The following is a 20,267-nucleotide window of genomic DNA, read 5'->3' on the forward strand; positions in this document are numbered from 1 at the left end:
CGCCCCCGCCCCGTAAATGCGGCGCTCCGCACGCTGATCAGAGGCTTATTGTTTCGATCCCGCGGTGAGGCCAAGTGCGAACGGAACGGCCGCCACGAGAAGTGCGATCATCGGCGACGAAGCAAAGATCCGGCTCGCGAGCGAGGTGATGGCGACGGATCGGACGACGGGGAGCCAGTTCGGGGTTTCATATGAACTCGAGCGAGATGGCGCATTTCGCGATGCGCTGAGCTTCTCCACCTCACGACGGACCTCGTCGAGATCACGGCGCAGGTCTGCGACCTGCGCGTGCAGCGACGCTTCTTCCGCAGGTTTTCTTCCAGGCTTTGGAGGGGCTGGACGACGATCGAGCGCTTTCGGCTTTTCGTCTGCCCGCTCTTCGTCCAGCTGAGCCAGTTCGTCTTCCAGGTCGGCCGGCTTGTCGAAACCGTGGGATCGTGCGGGCGCTCTCATTCACATCTCCTTTTGGAATATCCTTGGGCTCCCGATCATGCTCAGGAGAACTCCTTCTCCAAACGCCGGAGGGGGCAAAAGGATGCAGTACCGCCTAGAGGAAGCGCGCCGCGCTCGCACAAAAGAAAAAGGCGACCGGATGGCCGCCTTTTCGTTGTTGTGACCTGTTTCGCTCAAGCGGCCTTGGCAGCCTTGGCGTAGGGGTCGAAGCGACCGTAGAAGGTCTCGCCCTTGGCAGCCAGATCCTTCAACAGTGGCGTCGGGGCAAAGCGCGGGCCGTATTCAGCTTCGAGCTTTGCTGCCAGTGCCACGAAGTTCGCAACACCCATGCCGTCGATGTAGGACAGCGCGCCGCCGGTATAGGGCGCGAAGCCGAAGCCGAGGATGGAGCCGACATCGGCCTCACGCGGGTCGGTCACGATGCCCTCTTCCACCGTGCGGGCCGCTTCCAGTGCTACGGTGACGAGGAAGCGCTGCTTCAGCACGTCCATGTCAACGTCCTCTGGCTTCTTCTGCGCGTAGAGGTCCTTCAGGCCGGGCCAGAGGGACTTCTTGGCGGGCTTCGGCGGGTAGTCGTAGAAACCCTTGGAGTTCTTGCGGCCGAAACGGCCTTCGTCTTCCACCAGCTTCTTGACCAACTCCATGTGGCGTGGATCGACGGCCTTGTCTCCGAGATCCGCAGCCGTGGCTTTCAGGATCTTGTAGGACAGATCGATCGCCACCTCATCGTTCAGCGCCAGCGGGCCGACCGGCATGCCGGCGAACTTCGCGGCGTTTTCGATCATCGTCGGCGGCACGCCTTCGATCAGCATTTCATAGCTTTCCGCCATGTAGCGCAGCACGCAGCGGTTGACGAAGAAGCCGCGCGTGTCGTTGACGACAATCGGGGTCTTCTTGATTTTGGCGACATAGTCCAGCGCGACGGCGAGCGCCTTGTCGCCGGTTTCCTTGCCGAGGATCACTTCGGTCAGCATCATCTTCTCGACGGGCGAGAAGAAGTGAATGCCGATGAAATCCACCGGGCGCTTGGAGTTCTTTGCAAGGCCGGTGATCGGCAGCGTCGAGGTATTGGAGGCAAAGATCGCGCCTTCCGGCAGAACTGCTTCCACCTGTTCGATGACGGCCTTCTTCACATCGCGGTCTTCGAAGACGGCCTCGATGACCAGGTTTGCGGTCTTCAGGGCGTTGTAATCCGACGTCGGGGTGATGCGCGCGAGGATGGCGGCACCCTCCTCCGGCGTCATCCGGCCCTTGTCGACCGAACCCTTGACCAGACCTTCACAGGTGGTCTTGCCCTTGGCTGCGGCCTCCTCATCGCGGTCGATCAGCGTCACGTCGAGGCCTGCGACAGCCGTGACATAGGCGATAGAGGCGCCCATGAAGCCAGCGCCGACAACGCCGACATGCTTCAAGTCGCTCTTCGGCTGACCGGCAGGGCGGCGTGCGCCCTTGCCCAGTTCCTGCATGGAGATGAACAGCGAGCGGATCATCGCGAAGGCTTCCTTCGAGCGAAGGATCTCGGTGAAGTAGCGCTGCTCGACCTTCAGTGCGGTATCGAAGGGCAACTGCAGGCCCTCGTAGACGCATTTCAGGATGGCGAGCGCGGCCGGATAGTTGCCGGCGCTTTCACGGCGCAGGATCGCCGGTGCGGCCGGCCAGAGCTGTGCGGCCGCTGGCGTCCAGATACCTCCGCCGGGCGCCTTGAAGCCTCTTTCGTCCCATGGGGCGACCGGCTTCAGACCATCCTTGATCATCTGCTTGGCAGCGGCAATCAACTGATCCGGCTCCACCACCTGGTGCACGAGGTTCATCGCCTTGGCGCGCTGGGCAGTCAGAGACTGGCCGGTCGTCATCATCTGCAACGCCGACTGCGCATCGGTCAGACGCGAAACACGCTGCGTGCCACCGGCGCCGGGGAAGATGCCGACCTTGACTTCCGGAAGCGCGATCTTGACGCTTTTCGCGCTCGACGCCACGCGGCCATGGCAGGCGAGCGACAGTTCGAAGGCGCCGCCCATGCAGGTGCCGTTGATGGCGGACACCCACGGCTTGCCATTGGTTTCGATCTTGCGGAAGAGACCATTCATCTTGCCGACCAGATCGAAAAGCTTCTGGGCTGCTTCATCCGGGTTCTTCGTCTTCTCTTCATGATAGAAGGAGAACATCGACTTGATCATCGAAAGATCGGCGCCGCCAGAGAAGGTGTTCTTGCCGGAGGTGAAGACCACGCCCTTGACAGCTGCGTCCGCAACCGTTGCATCGACGATGGCGTTCAGCTCTTCCATCACCTCGGCGGTAAAGACGTTCATGGATTTTTCCGGCATGTCCCAGGTCACGAGGGCAATACCGTCTGCATCGGTTTCGATTTTGAAATTGGTGTAAGTGCTCATTGTGGGATTCCTCTTCCCTGAATTCTCTTTTTGGTCAGTACAGCCAGACGGCGAGGCCGAAACAGACAAACACAAGAACGAGAAAGACGATCAGACCTCTGCCTTCGGCACGACTGGTCTTCATGTCTTCCTTGGTCAGGACGCGGGTCGATCGCTCGTAATCCTGCGCCATGTCCTTATCGAGATTGTGCAGAAGCTGTTGCTGCTCAACCTCGGTCTTGGGTCGTTCGTAAACCTCCCGCCGCATGGCCAGTCACTCAAACCCGCTCGATCACCGTCGCGGTGCCCATGCCTGCACCGATGCAGAGCGTGACCAGCGCAGTGTTGAGATCGCGGCGTTCCAGCTCGTCGAGAACCGTGCCGAGGATCATGGCGCCCGTGGCACCGAGCGGATGACCCATGGCGATGGCGCCGCCATTGACGTTCATCTTGTCGTGGCTGATGTCGAAGGCCTGCATGTAGCGAAGAACGACGGCGGCAAAGGCTTCGTTGAGTTCGAAGAGGTCGATGTCGGCAATCGACATGCCCGTCTTCTTCAGAAGCTTTTCCGTCACGTCCACGGGACCGGTCAGCATCAGGGCCGGATCGGACCCGATATTGGCGAAGTGCCGGATGCGCGCGCGGGGCTTCAGACCCATGCTTTCCCCACCCGCCTTCGAACCGACCAGAACAGCGGCCGCACCATCGACGATGCCTGACGAGTTGCCGGCGTGGTGGACGTAGGTGATCCGCTCCACTTCCGGATGCGCCATGATGCCGACGGCTTCGAAGCCGCCCATTTCACCCGGCATCTGGAAGGAGGCGTTGAGCGAGGCGAGCGCCTGCATATCTGTGCCGGGGCGCATATGTTCGTCACGGTCGAGAATGGTAATGCCGTTCTGATCTTTGACCGGAATGACGGAATTCTTGAAGTAGCCGTTTTCCCAGGCGTGCGCGGCACGCTTCTGACTTTCCACCGCATAGGCATCGACGTCGTCACGAGAGAAGCCGTATTTCGTGGCAATCAGATCGGCCGAGACACCCTGCGGCATGAAATAGGCCGGGAAGTTGACCGACGGGTCCATGTACCAGGCACCGCCCGACATGCCCATGCCGACGCGCGACATGCTTTCCACGCCGCCTGCGATGACGATTTCATCCGATCCTGCGGCAACCTTGCCAGCGGCGAAGTTGACGGCATCGAGTCCCGACGCACAGAAGCGCGAGATTTGCATGCCCGGCGCCTTGGTGGAGTATCCCGCCTCGAAGGCAGCTGCCTTCGGGATCACCGCACCGGCATCCATGACCGGATCGACACAACCCATGATGATGTCATCAACGGTCGCCGTATCGAGTCCATTACGGTCGCGGATCGCTTCAAGCGTCTTGGCGGCAAGACGAACAGACGGCACCTCGTGCAGGCTGCCGTCCTTCTTGCCGCGTCCGCGCGGGGTGCGGACGTGGTCATAAATAAAAACGTCGGTCATGTCTCATCTCCCTGTGGCAGGTGACTGCCTGAAAATTGTTGGAGGCCGCATGCGGCCTCCTCATCCGTGTCAGAACGCTTCGGCAGCGAGCTCCATCATCGTATCGCTGCCAGCTTCGATGCGGGTCTTGCGCAGCGCCGTTTCCGGCATCAGGCGTTCCATGAAGAAGCGGGCCGTGACGAGCTTGGCCTTCAGGAATTCCTCGTCGGAAGAACCGGAGGCCAGCGAAGCCTGGGCCGCCTTGGCCATACGCGCATGCATGTAACCGAGGACCACCAGACCGAAGAGATGCATATAATCGGTGGAGCCGGCACCGGCATTGTCCGGCTTTGCCATGGCATTCTGCATAAACCACATGGTTGCAGCCTGCAGATCGTTCAAGCCCTTCTTCAGGCCCTTGGTGTAGACGACCAGATTTTCGTCCGCGCGGTTTTCTTCGCAGAAATCGCCGATCTCCTTGAACAGCGCCATAACGGCCCGGCCGCCATTGAGACCAAGCTTGCGACCAACAAGATCGAGCGCCTGGATGCCGTTGGCACCCTCGTAAATCATGGTGATGCGGGCGTCGCGCACGTACTGGCTCATGCCCCATTCTTCAATATAGCCGTGACCGCCATAGACCTGTTGCGCAGCAACTGCGTGGTCGAAGCCCTTGTCGGTCAACACACCCTTGACGATCGGGGTAACGAGGCCGAGCAGGTCGTCTGCCGCCTGGCCTGCCGCCTCGTCGGTCGAGCGATGTGCAATGTCCGATTGCAGCGCGGTCCACAGCAGGAAGGCGCGGCCGGCTTCGTTATAGGCGCGGATCGTCAACAGCGAACGACGGATATCGGGGTGAACGATGATCGGGTCCGCCTTCTTGTCCGGATGCTTGGCACCGGAGAGCGAACGGCCCTGGATACGATCGCGGGCGTAGTTTGCAGCGTTCTGGTAGGCAATCTCGCCAATCGAAAGACCCTGCAGACCGACGCCGAGGCGCGCCTCGTTCATCATCACGAACATGGCCGAAAGGCCCTTGTTCTCCGCGCCGATCAGGTAGCCGGTCGCGTCGTCATAGTTCATGACGCAGGTGGCGTTGCCGTGGATGCCCATCTTGTGTTCGATCGCGCCACAGACTGCGCCATTGCGTTCGCCAAGCGAGCCATCGGCATTGACCAGGAACTTCGGCACGATGAAGAGCGAGATGCCCTTGGTGCCTTCCGGTGCGCCCTCGATACGGGCAAGCACGAGATGGACGATATTGTCCGTCATCGAATGTTCGCCGGCGGAGATGAAAATCTTCTGGCCGGAGATCTTGTAGGTGCCGTCACCCTGCGGCACGGCCTTGGTGCGCAGTAGGCCGAGATCGGTGCCGCAATGCGGCTCGGTCAGGTTCATGGTGCCGGACCATGTGCCGGCCACCATGTTGGGCAGATAGGTCTGCTTCTGCTCATCCGTGCCGTGAACGAGGATCGCGGCGATCGCGCCCTGCGTCAGGCCGGGATACATCATCAGCGACAGGTTGGCAGACGACATGAATTCGCCGACGGCGGCGTGCAGCGTGTAGGGAAGCCCCTGCCCGCCATACTCGGCAGGCACGGCCAGACCGCTCCAGCCGCCTTCACAGTAAGCGTCATAGGCCTGCTTGAAACCGTCCGGCACGGAGACCGTGCCATCTTCGGCGCGCTTGCAGCCTTGCTGGTCGCCGGAAAGATTGAGCGGGAAGAGTTGCTCTTCGGCAAGCTTTGCAGCCTCGCCGGTAATCGCCTCGATCATATCGGGCGTTGCGTCTTCGAAACCGGGCAGGTTGTTGTAGCGCTCCAGACCCAGAACGTCGTTGAGAATGAAAAGAGTGTCCTTAACAGGGGCCTTGTACACAGGCATTACCGATGTTCCTCCGCATCGTTCGCCGGACCTTATCCGGCCTCAAGATGATCTCACAATATTTGACGTGCGCGTAAACGTCAAATGTCTTTGGCGAGAATTTTCCCCTCATCACCATTTGCAACAATATCGTGTATCCTGCATCAAGTTTCGCGCAAGGATAAACATGAAGAAAGTATTAAGGCAGTAAATTCTAATTAACTCTTAATTAACCATAGATAGGCAATTGTCCTGGTTTAAGGAGGTGCTTCGGAAACGACGCAGTTCCAGAGGAGAAGAACGGCATACCCCTTTCCAGTCGGTGGACGGGTCAAACGGCAAAGACGAAGCGAGCAGCAAGATGAGCGGATTGCGATCGAATTCCCGAGGACAGAGTGACAGATCGTCGCTGGACGCGCTCAATCGCACCATCGAAGGTCTGGAAGCACGGCTTGAAGACCTGCTGGGCGGCCCGATGGAAAGAAGCCGTCGCGAACCACCTGCCGAGCGCCCGCCGGAGCGCGCGCCCGCACCGCCTCGTCCCCAGCGCGAACCAAGCTCTCGCCGATTCGATCCCGTGGATGAAATTCGCCGCCGTCAGCAAGCGCTCGATGACCGCTGGAGCCGCGACGCTTACGAAGCGCCGCAGCCTGCCCGCAGCGCGATGCAGCAGGAACAGCGCCGTTATGACGATCAGGATTACCGTGCCTCAACCGCCATTCCGGCCTATCGCACGCGACCGGCAGCCCCAGTAGAAGCACCGCGTGTCGAGCGCAGCCGCCCTTCACGCGCACCAGCCGCCCCAGCACAGGCCTCGCAGGGCGATGCAGCGTTGCGCGAAGTGGCCGAAGCACTCGTCAACCTGCGACAGGAATTGAAGAACGAACTCTCCGAAGGCGTTGCGCGCGAGATGCAGGGTGTGCGCAGCGAGTTGCGCAACATCCGCTCCTTTGCCGAAAACCAGGATTTCGCCGAGGATATTCGCGAAGACGTTGCCCGTCTTGCCGCAAGCATCGACCGCCTCAGCACGACATCTGGACCAGATTCCCAGGCGCTGCGCTCCGAGGTCGAGGAACTGCGCTCGCTGGTCGAGCAGATGGCGCGCCAGGACAGCATGCACAAGATGGAGCGTCGTTGGGACGAGGTCGAGGATACGTTGCGCGGTTTCGACCAGACTGCGCTGAAGGAAGAGATCGTCGCGCTCGCCTATCGTCTTGACGACATCAAGAGCGACCTTGGCAATGCCAATAACAGCCCGGCCATCCGCGCGCTGGAAGACAAGCTCATCACCATGGCGGGCTTCGTCGAGCAGCTGGGCCGTCGCATCCAGCCGAACGAGAATGTTCTCACCGAGCATTTTTCCGGTGTCGATGAGCGTCTGGACGAAATCAGCCGCGCGATCGCCGCGACCTCCAATCGTGCTCACCATTCGCCAGATGCCGCGTTGCTGGAACGGCTTGAGAACCGCCTCAACGGCCTTTCGGGCCAGCTTGACCAGTTGAAGGACATGAGCGCCGAGAAGGACAAGCCGTCCGACGCACTGACGGGGCGTCTCGACGCGCTGGCTAACCGCATCGAGGAGCTGTCATCAGATCGCCACATCTCGAAGCTCACCGAGCAACTCGACCAACTCTCTGCCTATCTGGAGCAATCCAAGCGCACGCCGGCGCAGCCTGAACTGACGTCGTTCCTCACCGATATTTCCAAGAAGATCGATCTGCTCGGCAATGGTGCGGTGAATGACAAGCTGGCCGAAAGGCTGGACAAGATTGCTCGGCGTATCGACGATATCGATACGCGTCCGGCATCCGGCAAAAACGCGGCCTATGATTCTGCCTTCCTTCGCCTTGAAGACCGCCTCGGCAAGATTGCCGCCAAGCTCGACGAAACAACCCGCTCCAGCAAAACCGATCCCGGCGCGCTTGCAAGCCTCGAGAGCCACATCGCCAATCTGTCCTCGATGCTGAACGAGCAGAGCCACGCTCAACCCATGGGCATGCCGCCTGAGCTTGATGCGCGGATGAGCGCAATCGAAGACTATATGGCGTCCAATGACGAATATATCATCGAGGCGGCACGACAGGCAGCCGAAGCGGTGATGGAAGCGCACACGCGCAACAACCTGGCGCAGACCGCGAGCCCCGCGGACATGGTGGTGCTTTCGGAACTGGCGAACGACCTTCGCAAACTCGAGGGCCTGAGCCGCAATACCGATGAACGCACCCACCGCACCTTCGAGGCTCTACACGAAACCCTGTTGCAGATCGCAAGCCGTCTGGATGCGCTGGATGATCGCCGCGCGCCTGAGCCTGCCTATGAGCAAGAGCATTCGGCCTCCAATTCTCCAATGCCCTTCGCCAGCTTCTCGGAGGAGAGTCTCTCCTCGCTGGCAGCTGCGACCGCGACATCTTCCTTCGATACGGATACGGCTACCGCCTTTGCGCCTCCCGCAGCGGCCAAACCTGTCGCCGAAGAAAAGCAGGGCCTCCTTGCCAGCCTGACCCGCCGTTTCAAATCGGGCGCAGCCAGATCCGAGGGTGACGCGTCTGCCCCTGCAAACGGGCGCACCAACGTCAACCCGGCACCGGCTCTCGATCCGATCGATTTTCTCTCGTCCGACGATGAGAATGAGCTTCTGGAGCCCGGCACCGGTGCCCCGGACGTGAAGAAGATTCTGGAGCGGGTTCGCGCCAGCCAGAACGCTCAGCGTGCCGGCGACAAGGACGGCGACAACCGCGCCGATTTCATCGCAGCTGCACGTCGTGCGGCCCAGGCCGCCGCACTTGAAACCATGCCAGAAAGGGCGACAAACTCCGGGTCGGCAAAAAGTGGCCGCAGCCCCAAAGGCGCGTCCATGCTGGCGCGCTATCGTCGCCCACTTCTGCTTGGGATTGGCGCCATTCTTCTGGCGATGATGGCCATGCCCATGGTCAAATCGCTTGTCGGTTCCGACACACCGCCCGCTCAACGGGTGACGACGAGCACGATCGACGCTGAGCCCGGCGTTGTATCGTCCGCAATTCCGGATGTTACCAATCATGCCGTTACAGAGCCCTCCACTGCTCCGGTTGACGAAACCGCTCAGGCGGCAGCCGACCGGATGCAGAGCGACGCCGACAGACAGGGTCATTTGATCGACACGCGGCCGATTGGCGGCGCACCCCTGCCGCAAGAGGCGCCTGCCATCAATGTGGCAGCACCCCGCACCGAAATGGCCGCGGCCGAGCAGCTTCAGCCGAGCGGCACACCGCAGACCGATACCGCCAGTGCCAACACCAGCGAGCCCGCTACCGTCGCACCACAGGCTGAAACCGCGATTGCCGTCCCGGCCGCCATCACGCCGGCTTCTCTGGCAGAGGCGGCTGGCAGAGGCGATGCGCTGGCGCTCTTCGAAATCGCTGTACGTTATACTGATGGCGTCGGCGTTCAGGCGGATCGCGCAGAGGCAGCCAAGTGGTACAAGCTTGCCGCGGACCGTGGCTTCGCACCGGCGCAATATCGTCTCGGCAACATGTATGAGAGGGCAAACGGCGTCGAACGCAATCTGCCGGAAGCCAAGCGCTATTATGAGATGGCCGCCAGCCAGGGCAATGCCGGCGCGATGCACAATCTCGCCGTCCTGCTGACATCCGACGCGGCTGGCCAGCCAGACTACAAAGCCGCTGCAGACTGGTTCATCAAAGCGTCCGATCTTGGCGTTCGCGACAGCCAATTCAACCTCGCCATCCTTTACGCGCGCGGCAGCGGCGTTCAGCAGAGCCTGGAGGAGTCCTACAAGTGGTTCGCCATCGCTGCCCGCGATGGTGATGCCGATGCAGCCCAGAAGCGCGACGATGTGGCCAAGGCGATGAAGCCGGAGCAGCTTGCCGCCGCCAAGGCCAAGGTCGACGCCTGGAAAGTGACGCCGCTCAATGAAGACGCCAATTCGGTGAACCTTCCCGATGAGTGGACCAATGCCGGCGGCGTGAAGACCTCTTCGGTGGACATGCAGAAGGCGATCCGCAACATTCAGGCCATCCTCAACAATAACGGCTTCAAGGCCGGTGTGCCGGACGGAAAGCTTGGCAAGACCACGGTCGCGGCCATTCGGGAATTCCAGAAATCCGTCGGCCAGACTCCGGACGGTCGCATTACCGACGAACTGGTGACGGCGCTGCTCGCTCGTAACAAGTAATCGGACGAAAAACTGACCTGTAGGAGGGGCCGGGACGACAATGTCGCTCCGGCCCTTCTTCTTTTCAAATTATCAACGTATTTGCCGTTGAATGATTGACAGGTCGTGGCCTGCCGGGCATGACCAACGAAGGCCCCTAAAGCCTTCTTTCAGGACAGAGATTTGAATTGGCGGACAGGTGGCTTTGAGCAGACCGGGACGCCCGGAACCATTGCCAGAGGTCCGATTGTGACTGTCTATCTGCCCATCGCGGAATTGTCGGTGAATGTCTTCATCATCCTCGGCATGGGCGCGGCTGTGGGGTTTCTCTCCGGCATGTTCGGGGTGGGCGGTGGGTTTCTCATCACCCCGCTTCTGATTTTCTACAATATTCCTCCGGTTGTGGCGGTTGCCACGGGTGCAAACCAGGTCGTCGCTTCCTCGGTCTCCGGCTCCATTACCCATTTTCGCCGCGGCACGCTGGATGTGAAGCTCGGCTCCATGTTGCTGATCGGCGGCCTTTGCGGGGCGACCGTGGGCGTGTGGCTGTTCACCCTGTTGCGCAGCATCGGTCAGCTCGATCTGATCATTTCGCTTCTCTACGTCATTCTGCTGTCGACCGTCGGCGGGCTGATGCTGAAGGAAAGCGTCTCTGCCATCCGCCGCACGGCGCGCAATGAAACCATTCCGCTGCGCCGTCCCGGCCACCATAACTGGGTGCATCGCCTGCCCTTGAAGATGCGCTTCAAGAAGTCGAAGCTCTATCTCAGCGTCATCCCGATCATCGCGCTTGGCTTTGCCATCGGTATCCTGACATCGGTAATGGGTGTCGGCGGCGGCTTCATCATGGTGCCGGCAATGATCTATCTTCTGCGTATTCCGACCAACGTCGTTGTCGGCACATCGCTCTTCCAGATCATTTTCGTCACCGCCTATACGACGATCGTGCAGGCGGCGACGAACTATTCCGTCGATATCGTGCTGGCCTTCATTCTCATGCTGGCCGGTGTCATCGGCGCCCAATATGGCGTGCGTGTCGGGCAGAAGCTGCGCGGCGAGCAGCTGCGCGCGCTTTTGGCGCTTCTTGTTCTGGCCGTCGGTATCCGCCTTGCCATTGGGCTTGTGGTGCGACCGGAAGATCTCTTTTCCGTTGCGGTCGGAGGGCTTGGCTATTGATGCGCGCTGCCCTCTTTGCATCATTGGTGGTTTTCTGCGCCGGTGCAGCTCTGGCGCAAACGCCCCCGCTCGCGGTCTCTCCAGACGCTCAGGGCAAGCCGCGGACGCTTCAAGAGAACATCGAGATCGGTGCATCGACGAATGAAATCTCGATCGCGTCGGATTTTCGCGGTGCGGATTTCACCATGTTCGGCGCCCTCAATAATGCCGACCAGTTGCTGCTTGCCATCGGGCAATACGACATCGTGGTCACACTGGAGGGCCCGAACGAATATACGACTGTGCGTAAAAAGAGCCGGGTGGCGGGCATCTGGATCAATACCAGCGCCATCACCTTCGCGCCGCTACCTGAATCCTACTCCATGGCCAGCACCCGCAACATCAACGATATCGCCTCACCTGGCACGTTGAAGGCGATGGGCCTTGGCGTCGAGCATCTGCCGTTGAACAGCGCGGTGTTTTCCGGCGTGCCGGACAATGTCTACGATTTTCAGGAGGCCTATCGCCGCCTGAAGCTTGCCAGCGGCATCTATCGCAACGACACGACCGGGGTGCGGCTGGAGCGAACCGGCCTCTTCTGGGCAACGCTTCGCCTGCCTGCCAACGTGCCGAATGGCGTTCACACAGCCAGAGCCTACCTCTTCAAGAGCGGCATGCCTGTTGCCCAGCGAGAACTCAAGTTGCGCGTGGTAAAAACCGGCATGGAGCAGGCGATCACGAATGCTGCTCATCAGACGCCGGTCGTCTACGGTATTCTCTGTGTGCTGACGGCTGTGATCACCGGCTGGGGCGCAAGCCTGTTGTTCCGCAGGGACTGATTGCCACCTATCCCAGCAGGCTTCCAAACCGAACCGAATAGATCCGGTCGCGTCCCATCAGATGCGCAATCAGGTCCGCGTGATCGAACAGGCCGCGCATGGCCTTGTGGCGCAGGTCAAGCCCGCCGCTCATGACGCCGAAGGCGGGCATCAGCAGGCGCGCGCCATCGGTGGCGAAGCATGGGCGGCGTACCGTCTTGTCGCGGCGGCGCACGGTGGCCGAGGGATGAAGGTGGCCGGCGATTTCGCCTTTCGTGTCTACACCCTTCAGCTTCGGTTCATGGCGGAAGACGAGATTGGCGTAGAACATCTCATCGACCGAAGAGCCCGGCAGATCCACCGTTCCATCCGGATCATGGTTGCCGTTGATCCAGATCCATTCGCGGCCTCTTGCCATCTCCTTGATAATCTCGCGCAGCGGCAGCGGCAGATGTTCCGATCCCTTGCGGTCATGGAAATTGTCGCCGAGGCTGACGACAATCTTCGGATTGTATCGGGCAATCAGCGAGGCGAGGATCTTCAATGTCGCGATCGTATCATAGGGCGGCAGCATCATGCCGCGCCGGGCGAAAGCCGCACCTTTTTCCAGATGGAGGTCGGAAACGACGAGCAGCGACAGATCCGGGATGTAAAGTCCGCCCAGCGGATCGCAAAGGGCCGCAACGCCATTGATGGCGGTTTCGGCTCCGAAGCATTCAAAGCCGGTGGACAATCTTTCACTCAAGGCAAGGCGGCTCAGCACGGCGTCTCGAATTCCCTGAGAGCAATCTTACTGCTCTCTCTTTTGTTTCCACGTATCTTCCGGCGCGGCCTTCGAAAGAAACCTACGCCATCGCCTCGGCAATCAGCTCGTCGGCGGCTTCGGCCAGCACATCGTCCTGCGCTTGTCCCACCACCGTTTCGCGGCCGATTTCCAGCATAACGGGAACGGCGAGCGGGGAGACATGGTCCAGCGCACGGTGATGCGTGTGGCCCTTGATTCGCCTTAGCATATCGCCAAGTCGGGCAATGTCCAAAAGTCCGGCCGAAGCATCGCGTCGCGTGGCTTCCAACAGGATATGGTCCGGCTCATGGCTGCGAAGAACGTCATAAATAAGATCGGCCGAGACCGTGACCTGCCGCCCAGTCTTTTCCTTGCCGGGATGACGGCGCTCGATCAGCCCTGCGATGACCGCACAATTACGAAAGGTGCGTTTCAAAAGATAGGATTCGTCCAGCCAGGCTTCGAGGTCGTCGCCCAGCATGTCCTCATCCAGAAGGTCGGCAAGGGAGAGCTTGCGCGATTGCAGGCGTTTGCCCATATCCTCCATTGCCCAGACGGCGAGCGAATAGTCGGTCGCCACAAATCCCATGGGTTTGGCACCTGCCCGCTCCAGCCGGCGGGTCAGAAGCATGCCAAGCGTTTGATGCGCAAGCCGCCCCTCGAACGGATACATGACCATGAAGAAGCGCTTGCGAAACGGAAATGTCTCGACCAGCAACTCGTCTCGCTTCGGGATGATCGACTTCTCTTTCTGGATCGCCAGCCAGTCGCGCACCTGATCGGGCAGCGTCTGCCAACGCGTGGGATCGGCGAGCATGGAGCGCACCTGATCTGCCAGATAGGTGGAGAGCGGAAACTTACCCCCGGCATAGGAGGGGATCTTCGGGTCCGTGGAGAAGGCCTGGCTGACAAGGCACTCATTCTCCCGGATGCCTTCGAAGCGCAGCACCTTGCCGGCGAACAGGAACGTATCACCTTGGACCAGTTGTTCGAGGAAATGCTCTTCCACCTTGCCCAGCGACATGCCGCCACGGCCGACCGTGCCCTTGGCATTGCGCTTGACCATGCGGACATTCAGCTCCGCCGCCTCGACGATGGTGCCGAGGTTCAGGCGATATTGTTGCGCGACCTGAGGATTGGAAACGCGCCAGCGCCCGTCCTTCATCTGGCGGATGCGGGCGTAGCGTTCATAGGTGCGCAGCGCATAGCCGCCGGTTGCGGTGAAGTCGACCACGCGGTCGAACATCTCGCGCGAAAGATCGGCATAGGGCGAGGCGCTTGTGACTTCGCGATAAAGCTCGTCCGCATCGAAGGGCTCGGCGCAGGCCATGCCGAGCACATGCTGTGCCAGCACATCCAGCGCGCCTTCGGCAATCGGGGGCGTATCCTGCGCGCCGATGTAATTCGCATCGAGCGCCGCACGGCATTCCATCACCTCGAAGCGGTTGGCGGGAACGAGGATCGCCTTGGAGGGCTCATCCATGCGGTGGTTGGCGCGGCCGATACGTTGCGCAAGGCGGCTTGCGCCCTTCGGGGCGCCGACATGCACGACGAGATCGACATCGCCCCAGTCGATGCCGAGATCGAGCGTGGAGGTGGCGACGACGGCGCGCAGCTTGTTTTCGGCCATCGCCTGTTCCACCTTGCGCCGCTGCCCGGCATCCAGTGAGCCGTGATGGAGCGCAATCGGCAGGTTGTCGTCATTGATCGTCCAGAGTTCCTGGAAGATCCGCTCGGCCTGCGATCGGGTATTGACGAAGATCAGCGTCGTCTGATGGTCTTTGATTTCAGGATACAAATCCTGCATGGCGTAGCGGGCCGAATGGCCAGACCACGGAATACGCTCCTCCGTCTGCAAAATCGCAATATTTGGCTTGGCGCCGCCCTCGACGGTGATCAGCCCTGCCGGTGGTTCACCTTCCACCTGTGGTGCGAGATAACGCTGAAGATCCATCGGATCTGCAACCGTCGCCGAAAGACCGATGGTGCGCATGGCAGGCGCGTGGCGGCGGATGCGGGCGAGCGCCAGCGACAAGAGATGGCCGCGCTTGGAGGTGACGAGCGAGTGCAACTCGTCCAGCACCACATATTTCAGATCCTTGAAGAAGCGCTCTGCCTCTTTGTTGGCGAGCAGCAGCGAGACCTGTTCGGGCGTGGTCAGAAGAATATCCGGGGGCTTAAGCTTCTGTCGCTGGCGCTTGCCCTGAGGGGTATCACCGGTGCGGGTTTCCACCGTAATCGGCAGGCCCATTTCCGAGACCGGCTTCATCAGGTTGCGCTCGATATCGACGGCGAGCGCTTTCAGTGGCGAGATATAGAGCGTGTGGACCCCGACAAAGGCAGAGCCGGGTGGCACCCTGCCGCGCTCGGCAAGATCGGTCAGCGATGCCATGAAACCGCCAAGCGTCTTGCCGGCACCGGTTGGCGCAATCAACAGCATGTTTTCCCCGCCCCGTGCCCGGGCAGACAGTTCCAGCTGATGCGCACGCGGGCTCCAGCCCTTTTCCGCAAACCATTTCTGGAAGGGCAAAGGCAGTGTTCCGGCACTTTTCGCTAAGATGGGCGGATCGATGTGTTTCACCCCTCTAAAGTAGTGAAACTCTTCCAAAAAAGAAGAGCCTTTAGACGCCGCTTGACAGAGCCACATAATCACGGATAAATAATATCTATGATTATGGAGGTGACCCGATGAAGATGAGCGATGGCGTCGAACAGGCCATCCACAGCGTTGCAATGCTTGCCTCGCTTTCGCCCGACGGCGTACTGTCAGCGGCGGCATTGGGAGAGTTTCATGGCGTTTCGACCAGCTATCTGCTGAAGCACCTTCAGTCGCTTTCAGGCGCTGGCATTCTTTCGACAGTGCCCGGGCCGAAAGGCGGCTACAGGCTGGCGAAAGAGCCCGAGGCGATCACGCTTCTCGATATCGTGCTTGCGGTGGAAGGCCCTGCACCGGCTTTTCGCTGCGCCGAAATCCGGCAACGAGGGCCGAACCCGTTGCCTGACCGCTATTTCAGCAAGCCCTGCGGTATCAATGCCGCCATGCTGCAAGCGGAGAGAGCCTACCGGGCAGAGCTTGCCAAGACCACCGTCGCGGACATTCGTACTGACCTCGCCCGCGCAGACGATGGCGGCATTGCCGCACGCGGCTGCGCCTTTCTGGAGCTGAACGAGCGCAAGACGACGCGCTGAGACAAGCACTTCTTTCAATTCCATGACGGACAGGCCACCGCCTGTCCGAACGATGACGCATGACCAAAAGCAACCAAGGAGAAACGACTATGGAAATGAGACTGAATCACACCAAGGCATCGCCCGAATCCTACAAGGCCCTTCTGGCGCTCGAAACATTCGTGCAAAATTCCGGGCTGGAGCGCCGCTTCATTCACCTCATCAAACTGCGCGCCTCCATCATCAATGGCTGCGCCTATTGCGTGGACATGCATGTGAAGGAAAGCCGCCGCGACGGGCTTTCGGAGCAGTGGATCAACCTGATGAGCGTGTGGCGGGAATCGACCGTCTACACCGCGCAGGAAAGAGCCCTGCTCGGCTGGGTGGATGCGGTGACGAAGATTGCCGAGACCGGCGCGCCGGATGGTGATTTCGACGCGTTGAAAGCGCATTTCAGCGAAGAGGAGATCGTCAAGATCACGCTTGCCATCGGTACGATCAACACCTGGAACCGCATTGCCGTCGGCTTCAGGATGCAGCATCCGGTTGATGCCGCCGCCAAGGCCGCCTGACGCTCTCGAACGAAGCGACTGCTACATGGCGATGTAGCGGTCGTTTCTGTGGTTGATGGCGATGACCAGGTTCATCACCAACGCGCCAAGAATCGAGCAAAGAATGACGAAAGGCGTGGCGATGAAGAAGGATGCCAGCAGCACCATTCCATCGAACGCCAATTGGATGAAGCCTGCCCGCCAACCGAAACGATCCTGCAGATAGAGCGCCAGAATACCGAAACCGCCGAGGCTAGCGCGGTGGCGGAAAAGCGCCAGCATTCCTGCTGCGACCGTCAATCCGCCAAATAGCGCAGCCGCGATGGGATTGATCGATTGGAAGGCGAAGAGTCGCGGCATCATGTCGGACAGCACCGCCGTCAAGGCGATGGCGCTAAAGGTCTTGACCGTGAATGCAGGTCCAAGGCGACGAAAGGCAAGATAGTAGAAGGGCAGGTTGACCAGGAAGAAGACAAGACCGAAACGGATGTCCGTCGCATAGTGGACGAGGAACGCGAGGCCGACGGTTCCGCCTGTCAACAGACCGGCGGCGGAAAACAGGGTGACGCCGAGAGACGCCAACATGGCTCCGGCAAGAACACCCTGAACATCTTCCAGCAGAGAATGCCGATCGGGCGTCGTGGCCCACAGCCTTGCACGGTTTTTCCAGATGATATCGCGCATTGCCATCCCCACGATTTCGACAGCTTTCCTTGCGCCACGCCGGGCCAGATTTCAAGCGTCAGCGCACCACGATGTAGCGGTCGGAGCGGTGATTGATGGCCAGGAACATGTTGAGGAAGAAGGCACCGACGATGGAGTAGAGCACCGTCTTCGGTTCGATGACGGCAAAGGCGGCGATCATCACGCAGGTGTCGAAGGCAAGCTGGATCAGACCGGCACGGATGCCAAAACGATCCTGGATGTAGATGGCAAGAATGCCGATGCCGCCCAGGCTGGCACGATGGCGGTAAAGCGCAAGCAGACCGTAACCGAGGAGAAGCCCGCCGAGAATGGCAGCCCAAAGCGGATTGACGCTGTCGATCACCATCCAGCGCGATTCTAGTTCCGTCAGGACCGATACCAGTCCGATCGAGATGAACGTTTTCACCGAGAAAGCAAGGCCGAGGCGACGGAACGAGAGGTAGTAGAACGGCAGGTTGACGAGGAAAAACAACAGGCCAAAGCTGATGCCGAAGGCGTAATGGATAAGAAACGCGACGCCTGCTGTGCCACCGGTCAGGAGGCCGACCTTGTTCAGGATGTAAAAGCCAAGCGCCGAGACAATGCTCCCGGTGACGATACCCTGCACGTCCTCGATCGGTGAATGCTTGGCCGGGTCCACACTCCACATGCCATAGACGCTTCTGGTGAATGCCATGCGAAATCCCCTCGACAGGACCTGATTTTGTTGATGGTCTCCGCGTCGTCATCACAAGCTACCAGCGGCGGAGATGCGGTTATTTTGCACTGCAAAATGGCGCTCGACAACCGCTATATGTCAGCCTTCCTGACCAATCGATAAAATGGCAAGAAACGAAAAGATCAGGCGGGTTTTGCGGCAAGAAACAGAATGCCGGAAAGTGGTTTTCCGGCATCCTTGCGAATGGTTGTTTTTCGGATGTGTAGAATCTCCATGCCGAAGGCGGCAAGGAGATTGCTCACATAGGTTTGCGAGTGCGCGTAGCGGAGCGAGGGCTGAAGGACGAAACCCTCCTCCTCGCCCGCATCCTCCACCGAAAAGGCGAAGAGGCCTCCCTGCCCGAGCAGCACCAGAACCAATGGCATGACGGTCTCAAGGCTGCCGAGATACATCATCACGTCGGCAGCGGCGACGAGATCGGCTCGGCCTTTTTGAAGGCCATCGGCAAAGAGGCCGGATGTCTCCTCATCAAGAGAAAGATCGGCCTGCGAGAGATGGTGGTAGATGCCCTTCTCTTCCGCCTTTGCCAACATGTTGGTGGAAATGTCGAAGCCTTCCAGGCGTTCGGTCCAGTCGCGGATTTCGACACCCAGCAATCCCGTGCCACAGCCGATATCGACCGCGCAGCGAAAGCGCTTGCCACTGGGGCGCGCCGTTTCGATGAGAGCCGCCAACTTCTCCGGCACGCTGTAATCGAGCTTCTTCACCAGCGAGGTTTCGAACCGATCAGCATAGTCGTCGAAAAGGCCTTCGACATAGCGGCTCGGTGGCTGCTCCGGCGTTTCGGCTGCGCCCAGCACGGCAAGCTTGAGGGGTGCGGCGAATATCCCCTCCTCGTCAAGCTCGGCGACCTTTTCATAGGCCTTCACCGCATTGTCCTCCTGACCCGCCTTTTCGCTGTACTCGCCCAGGCGAAACCAGCCTGCTGCCCAAAGGGGGGCGAGTTCCAGCGCCTGTTCGATCAATTCCGCGGCAGCCTGGTGGTCGCCGCTTTCTGCCAGCATGCGGGCGTAATCGGCACGACGATCAGCAATGACGTCGCCGGAGGAATGCTGGTTCTGGGCCATTCACGAATTTTTCCTGAAAGAGGTGGGCTCTCTTTCATCAAGCCATAAAAAAACTCAAGTCCTATTTCATCGCAAAGCCCGGATCGACGGTGTAAACACCGCGATGCTTGCATCGAAGCGCCGCGCTTCATATGTCTTGATCAAGGTTTGAAGGTGTTTGTCATCATCCCGTGGATGCGGGTCTGTTCGATGACAGGCTTTAGGAGATTTGCTGATGGCCGGTGAGGTCAACAAGGTGCTGGGTGACAGCGTTGGGCGCACGATCGTCAAGCTGCTGGTGATATCGCTGATCGTCGGATTTCTGATGGCCGTCTTCGGGCTGACGCCGTGGAGCATCATCTATGGTGTGCGCGACTTCGTTCTGAACATTTGGTATTCCGGCTTCCATGCGCTTGGCAGCATCGGCGACTATCTTCTGGCGGGCGCTGTCATCGTCATCCCCGTCTTCATCGTCCTCCGACTTCTAAGCTTGCGTTGATATGACCGACCATTCCCTGACGAATTTTTCCCGGCGCGGCTTCGTGCTGCTGTCCGCTGGCTCCGTTCTATCGGCCTGCGTTTCCGTTCCCACCAATAAGGGCCTGCCATCCGGCACCCGCGACGAGACGGCGGCGGCGTTGCCCATGGTCAACGAACTTCGCCGCTCGAAAGGTCTCTCGACGCTTTCTGCCAACCCGGCAGCACAGCAAGCGGCCATTTATCAGGCCAACCGCATGGTGAAGGCGCAGAAGATGGCGCATCTCATCGGCATCACCGACAGCTTTCTGATCCGCATGAAGAACGGCAACGTGCCCTTGCCTGCTGCAGAAAACGTTGCCGCAGGTCAAGACACGGTCGAGCGGGTGGTCAAAGCCTGGATCGGCTCACCGCATCACCTGGAAAACATGCTCGGCAATTATGGCGGGCTTGGCGTTGCTGTCGCCTATGACAGCGCGGCGAAGAACCGGCCCTATTGGGCGATGGTGCTTTGCGCCTGATAAAGGCGTGCTCGCGCCCT

At 60.0% G+C, this 20,267-nt stretch carries 17 protein-coding genes; 7 read left to right on the forward strand and 10 right to left on the reverse strand.

The annotated features are described in order from the left end of the window. Positions 1–45 precede the first annotated feature (45 nt). From AC07U5_RS12775 to AC07U5_RS12795, 5 genes are all read right to left on the reverse strand, one after another. On the reverse strand, positions 46–453 hold the full coding sequence (locus AC07U5_RS12775; protein WP_494723173.1) for a hypothetical protein: 408 nt from the start codon (positions 451–453) through the stop codon (positions 46–48). A gap of 173 nt (positions 454–626) precedes the next feature. Then, positions 627–2,843, reverse strand: coding sequence for an FAD-dependent oxidoreductase (locus AC07U5_RS12780; RefSeq protein WP_494723174.1), 2,217 nt, complete (start codon positions 2,841–2,843; stop codon positions 627–629). Between the two features lie 34 nt (positions 2,844–2,877). Beyond that, a complete protein-coding gene (locus tag AC07U5_RS12785; RefSeq protein WP_494723175.1) occupies positions 2,878–3,090 on the reverse strand; it encodes a hypothetical protein in 213 nt (70 codons plus the stop codon). Positions 3,091–3,100: 10 nt separating this feature from the next. Continuing rightward, positions 3,101–4,309, reverse strand: coding sequence for an acetyl-CoA C-acetyltransferase (locus AC07U5_RS12790; RefSeq protein ID WP_062427012.1), 1,209 nt, complete (start codon positions 4,307–4,309; stop codon positions 3,101–3,103). Positions 4,310–4,378: 69 nt separating this feature from the next. Further along, entirely contained in the window at positions 4,379–6,172 is a 1,794-nt protein-coding gene (locus tag AC07U5_RS12795) for an acyl-CoA dehydrogenase C-terminal domain-containing protein (RefSeq protein WP_494723176.1), read from the reverse strand. Positions 6,173–6,512: 340 nt separating this feature from the next. Between AC07U5_RS12795 and AC07U5_RS12800 the strand changes: the two genes are divergently transcribed. The 3 genes from AC07U5_RS12800 (at position 6,513) to AC07U5_RS12810 (ending at position 12,298) form a co-directional block, all read left to right on the forward strand. Next, entirely contained in the window at positions 6,513–10,325 is a 3,813-nt protein-coding gene (locus tag AC07U5_RS12800) for a peptidoglycan-binding protein (protein WP_494723177.1), read from the forward strand. A gap of 228 nt (positions 10,326–10,553) precedes the next feature. After that, positions 10,554–11,480 carry a sulfite exporter TauE/SafE family protein gene (locus AC07U5_RS12805; protein WP_438371155.1) on the forward strand — a complete coding sequence of 309 codons (927 nt, stop codon included), beginning with the start codon at positions 10,554–10,556 and terminating at the stop codon, positions 11,478–11,480. Next, positions 11,480–12,298 carry a TIGR02186 family protein gene (locus AC07U5_RS12810; protein WP_438371124.1) on the forward strand — a complete coding sequence of 273 codons (819 nt, stop codon included), beginning with the start codon at positions 11,480–11,482 and terminating at the stop codon, positions 12,296–12,298. Before AC07U5_RS12805 ends, AC07U5_RS12810 begins: the two co-directional genes overlap by 1 nt. 7 nt (positions 12,299–12,305) lie before the next feature. On the opposite strand, the gene pdeM is transcribed toward AC07U5_RS12810, so the two are convergent. Next, complete coding sequence (gene pdeM / locus AC07U5_RS12815) at positions 12,306–13,040, reverse strand: ligase-associated DNA damage response endonuclease PdeM (RefSeq protein ID WP_438371123.1); 735 nt, start codon at positions 13,038–13,040, stop codon at positions 12,306–12,308. Positions 13,041–13,122: 82 nt separating this feature from the next. Then, positions 13,123–15,714, reverse strand: coding sequence for a ligase-associated DNA damage response DEXH box helicase (locus AC07U5_RS12820; protein ID WP_494723178.1), 2,592 nt, complete (start codon positions 15,712–15,714; stop codon positions 13,123–13,125). 35 nt (positions 15,715–15,749) lie between these two features. Between AC07U5_RS12820 and AC07U5_RS12825 the strand changes: the two genes are divergently transcribed. Together AC07U5_RS12825 and AC07U5_RS12830 are read left to right on the forward strand one after the other, a co-directional pair. After that, a complete protein-coding gene (locus tag AC07U5_RS12825; protein WP_062427017.1) occupies positions 15,750–16,250 on the forward strand; it encodes an RrF2 family transcriptional regulator in 501 nt (166 codons plus the stop codon). Between the two features lie 89 nt (positions 16,251–16,339). Continuing rightward, the gene (locus AC07U5_RS12830; protein ID WP_062427018.1) at positions 16,340–16,801 is read left to right on the forward strand and encodes a carboxymuconolactone decarboxylase family protein; all 462 of its coding nucleotides are present in this window, start codon (positions 16,340–16,342) and stop codon (positions 16,799–16,801) included. A 21-nt stretch (positions 16,802–16,822) separates the two neighbouring features. On the opposite strand, the gene AC07U5_RS12835 is transcribed toward AC07U5_RS12830, so the two are convergent. The 3 genes from AC07U5_RS12835 to AC07U5_RS12845 all read right to left on the reverse strand — a co-directional run bounded on the left by AC07U5_RS12835 (position 16,823) and on the right by AC07U5_RS12845 (position 19,270). Then, positions 16,823–17,464 (reverse strand): YitT family protein, encoded by a 642-nt coding sequence (locus AC07U5_RS12835; RefSeq protein ID WP_062427293.1) that lies wholly within the window; start codon positions 17,462–17,464, stop codon positions 16,823–16,825. Positions 17,465–17,522: 58 nt separating this feature from the next. Next, on the reverse strand, positions 17,523–18,134 hold the full coding sequence (locus tag AC07U5_RS12840) for a YitT family protein (RefSeq protein WP_062427294.1): 612 nt from the start codon (positions 18,132–18,134) through the stop codon (positions 17,523–17,525). Positions 18,135–18,325: 191 nt separating this feature from the next. Next, positions 18,326–19,270 (reverse strand): class I SAM-dependent methyltransferase, encoded by a 945-nt coding sequence (locus AC07U5_RS12845; RefSeq protein WP_494723179.1) that lies wholly within the window; start codon positions 19,268–19,270, stop codon positions 18,326–18,328. 214 nt (positions 19,271–19,484) lie between these two features. Here AC07U5_RS12845 and AC07U5_RS12850 point away from each other — a divergent pair, with 214 nt between their 5' ends. Beyond that, entirely contained in the window at positions 19,485–19,748 is a 264-nt protein-coding gene (locus AC07U5_RS12850; RefSeq protein WP_062427020.1) for a DUF6460 domain-containing protein, read from the forward strand. A gap of 1 nt (position 19,749) precedes the next feature. Beyond that, complete coding sequence (locus AC07U5_RS12855) at positions 19,750–20,247, forward strand: CAP domain-containing protein (protein ID WP_062445520.1); 498 nt, start codon at positions 19,750–19,752, stop codon at positions 20,245–20,247. The last annotated feature ends 20 nt before the right edge of the window (positions 20,248–20,267 follow it).

The organism is Agrobacterium sp. GW821-FHT02D03, assembly GCF_059421725.1.

What these genes read in the sequence shown, in the direction of transcription:
- AC07U5_RS12775 (WP_494723173.1), bottom strand. Translation starts at nt 453, where the DNA reads ATGAGAGCGCCCGCACGATCCCACGGTTTCGACAAGCCGGCCGACCTG.
- AC07U5_RS12780 (WP_494723174.1), bottom strand. Translation starts at nt 2,843, where the DNA reads ATGAGCACTTACACCAATTTCAAAATCGAAACCGATGCAGACGGTATT.
- AC07U5_RS12785 (WP_494723175.1), bottom strand. Translation starts at nt 3,090, where the DNA reads ATGCGGCGGGAGGTTTACGAACGACCCAAGACCGAGGTTGAGCAGCAA.
- AC07U5_RS12790 (WP_062427012.1), bottom strand. Translation starts at nt 4,309, where the DNA reads ATGACCGACGTTTTTATTTATGACCACGTCCGCACCCCGCGCGGACGC.
- AC07U5_RS12795 (WP_494723176.1), bottom strand. Translation starts at nt 6,172, where the DNA reads ATGCCTGTGTACAAGGCCCCTGTTAAGGACACTCTTTTCATTCTCAAC.
- AC07U5_RS12800 (WP_494723177.1), top strand. Translation starts at nt 6,513, where the DNA reads ATGAGCGGATTGCGATCGAATTCCCGAGGACAGAGTGACAGATCGTCG.
- AC07U5_RS12810 (WP_438371124.1), top strand. Translation starts at nt 11,480, where the DNA reads ATGCGCGCTGCCCTCTTTGCATCATTGGTGGTTTTCTGCGCCGGTGCA.
- AC07U5_RS12825 (WP_062427017.1), top strand. Translation starts at nt 15,750, where the DNA reads ATGAAGATGAGCGATGGCGTCGAACAGGCCATCCACAGCGTTGCAATG.
- AC07U5_RS12830 (WP_062427018.1), top strand. Translation starts at nt 16,340, where the DNA reads ATGGAAATGAGACTGAATCACACCAAGGCATCGCCCGAATCCTACAAG.
- AC07U5_RS12835 (WP_062427293.1), bottom strand. Translation starts at nt 17,464, where the DNA reads ATGCGCGATATCATCTGGAAAAACCGTGCAAGGCTGTGGGCCACGACG.
- AC07U5_RS12840 (WP_062427294.1), bottom strand. Translation starts at nt 18,134, where the DNA reads ATGTGGAGTGTGGACCCGGCCAAGCATTCACCGATCGAGGACGTGCAG.
- AC07U5_RS12845 (WP_494723179.1), bottom strand. Translation starts at nt 19,270, where the DNA reads ATGGCCCAGAACCAGCATTCCTCCGGCGACGTCATTGCTGATCGTCGT.
- AC07U5_RS12850 (WP_062427020.1), top strand. Translation starts at nt 19,485, where the DNA reads ATGGCCGGTGAGGTCAACAAGGTGCTGGGTGACAGCGTTGGGCGCACG.
- AC07U5_RS12855 (WP_062445520.1), top strand. Translation starts at nt 19,750, where the DNA reads ATGACCGACCATTCCCTGACGAATTTTTCCCGGCGCGGCTTCGTGCTG.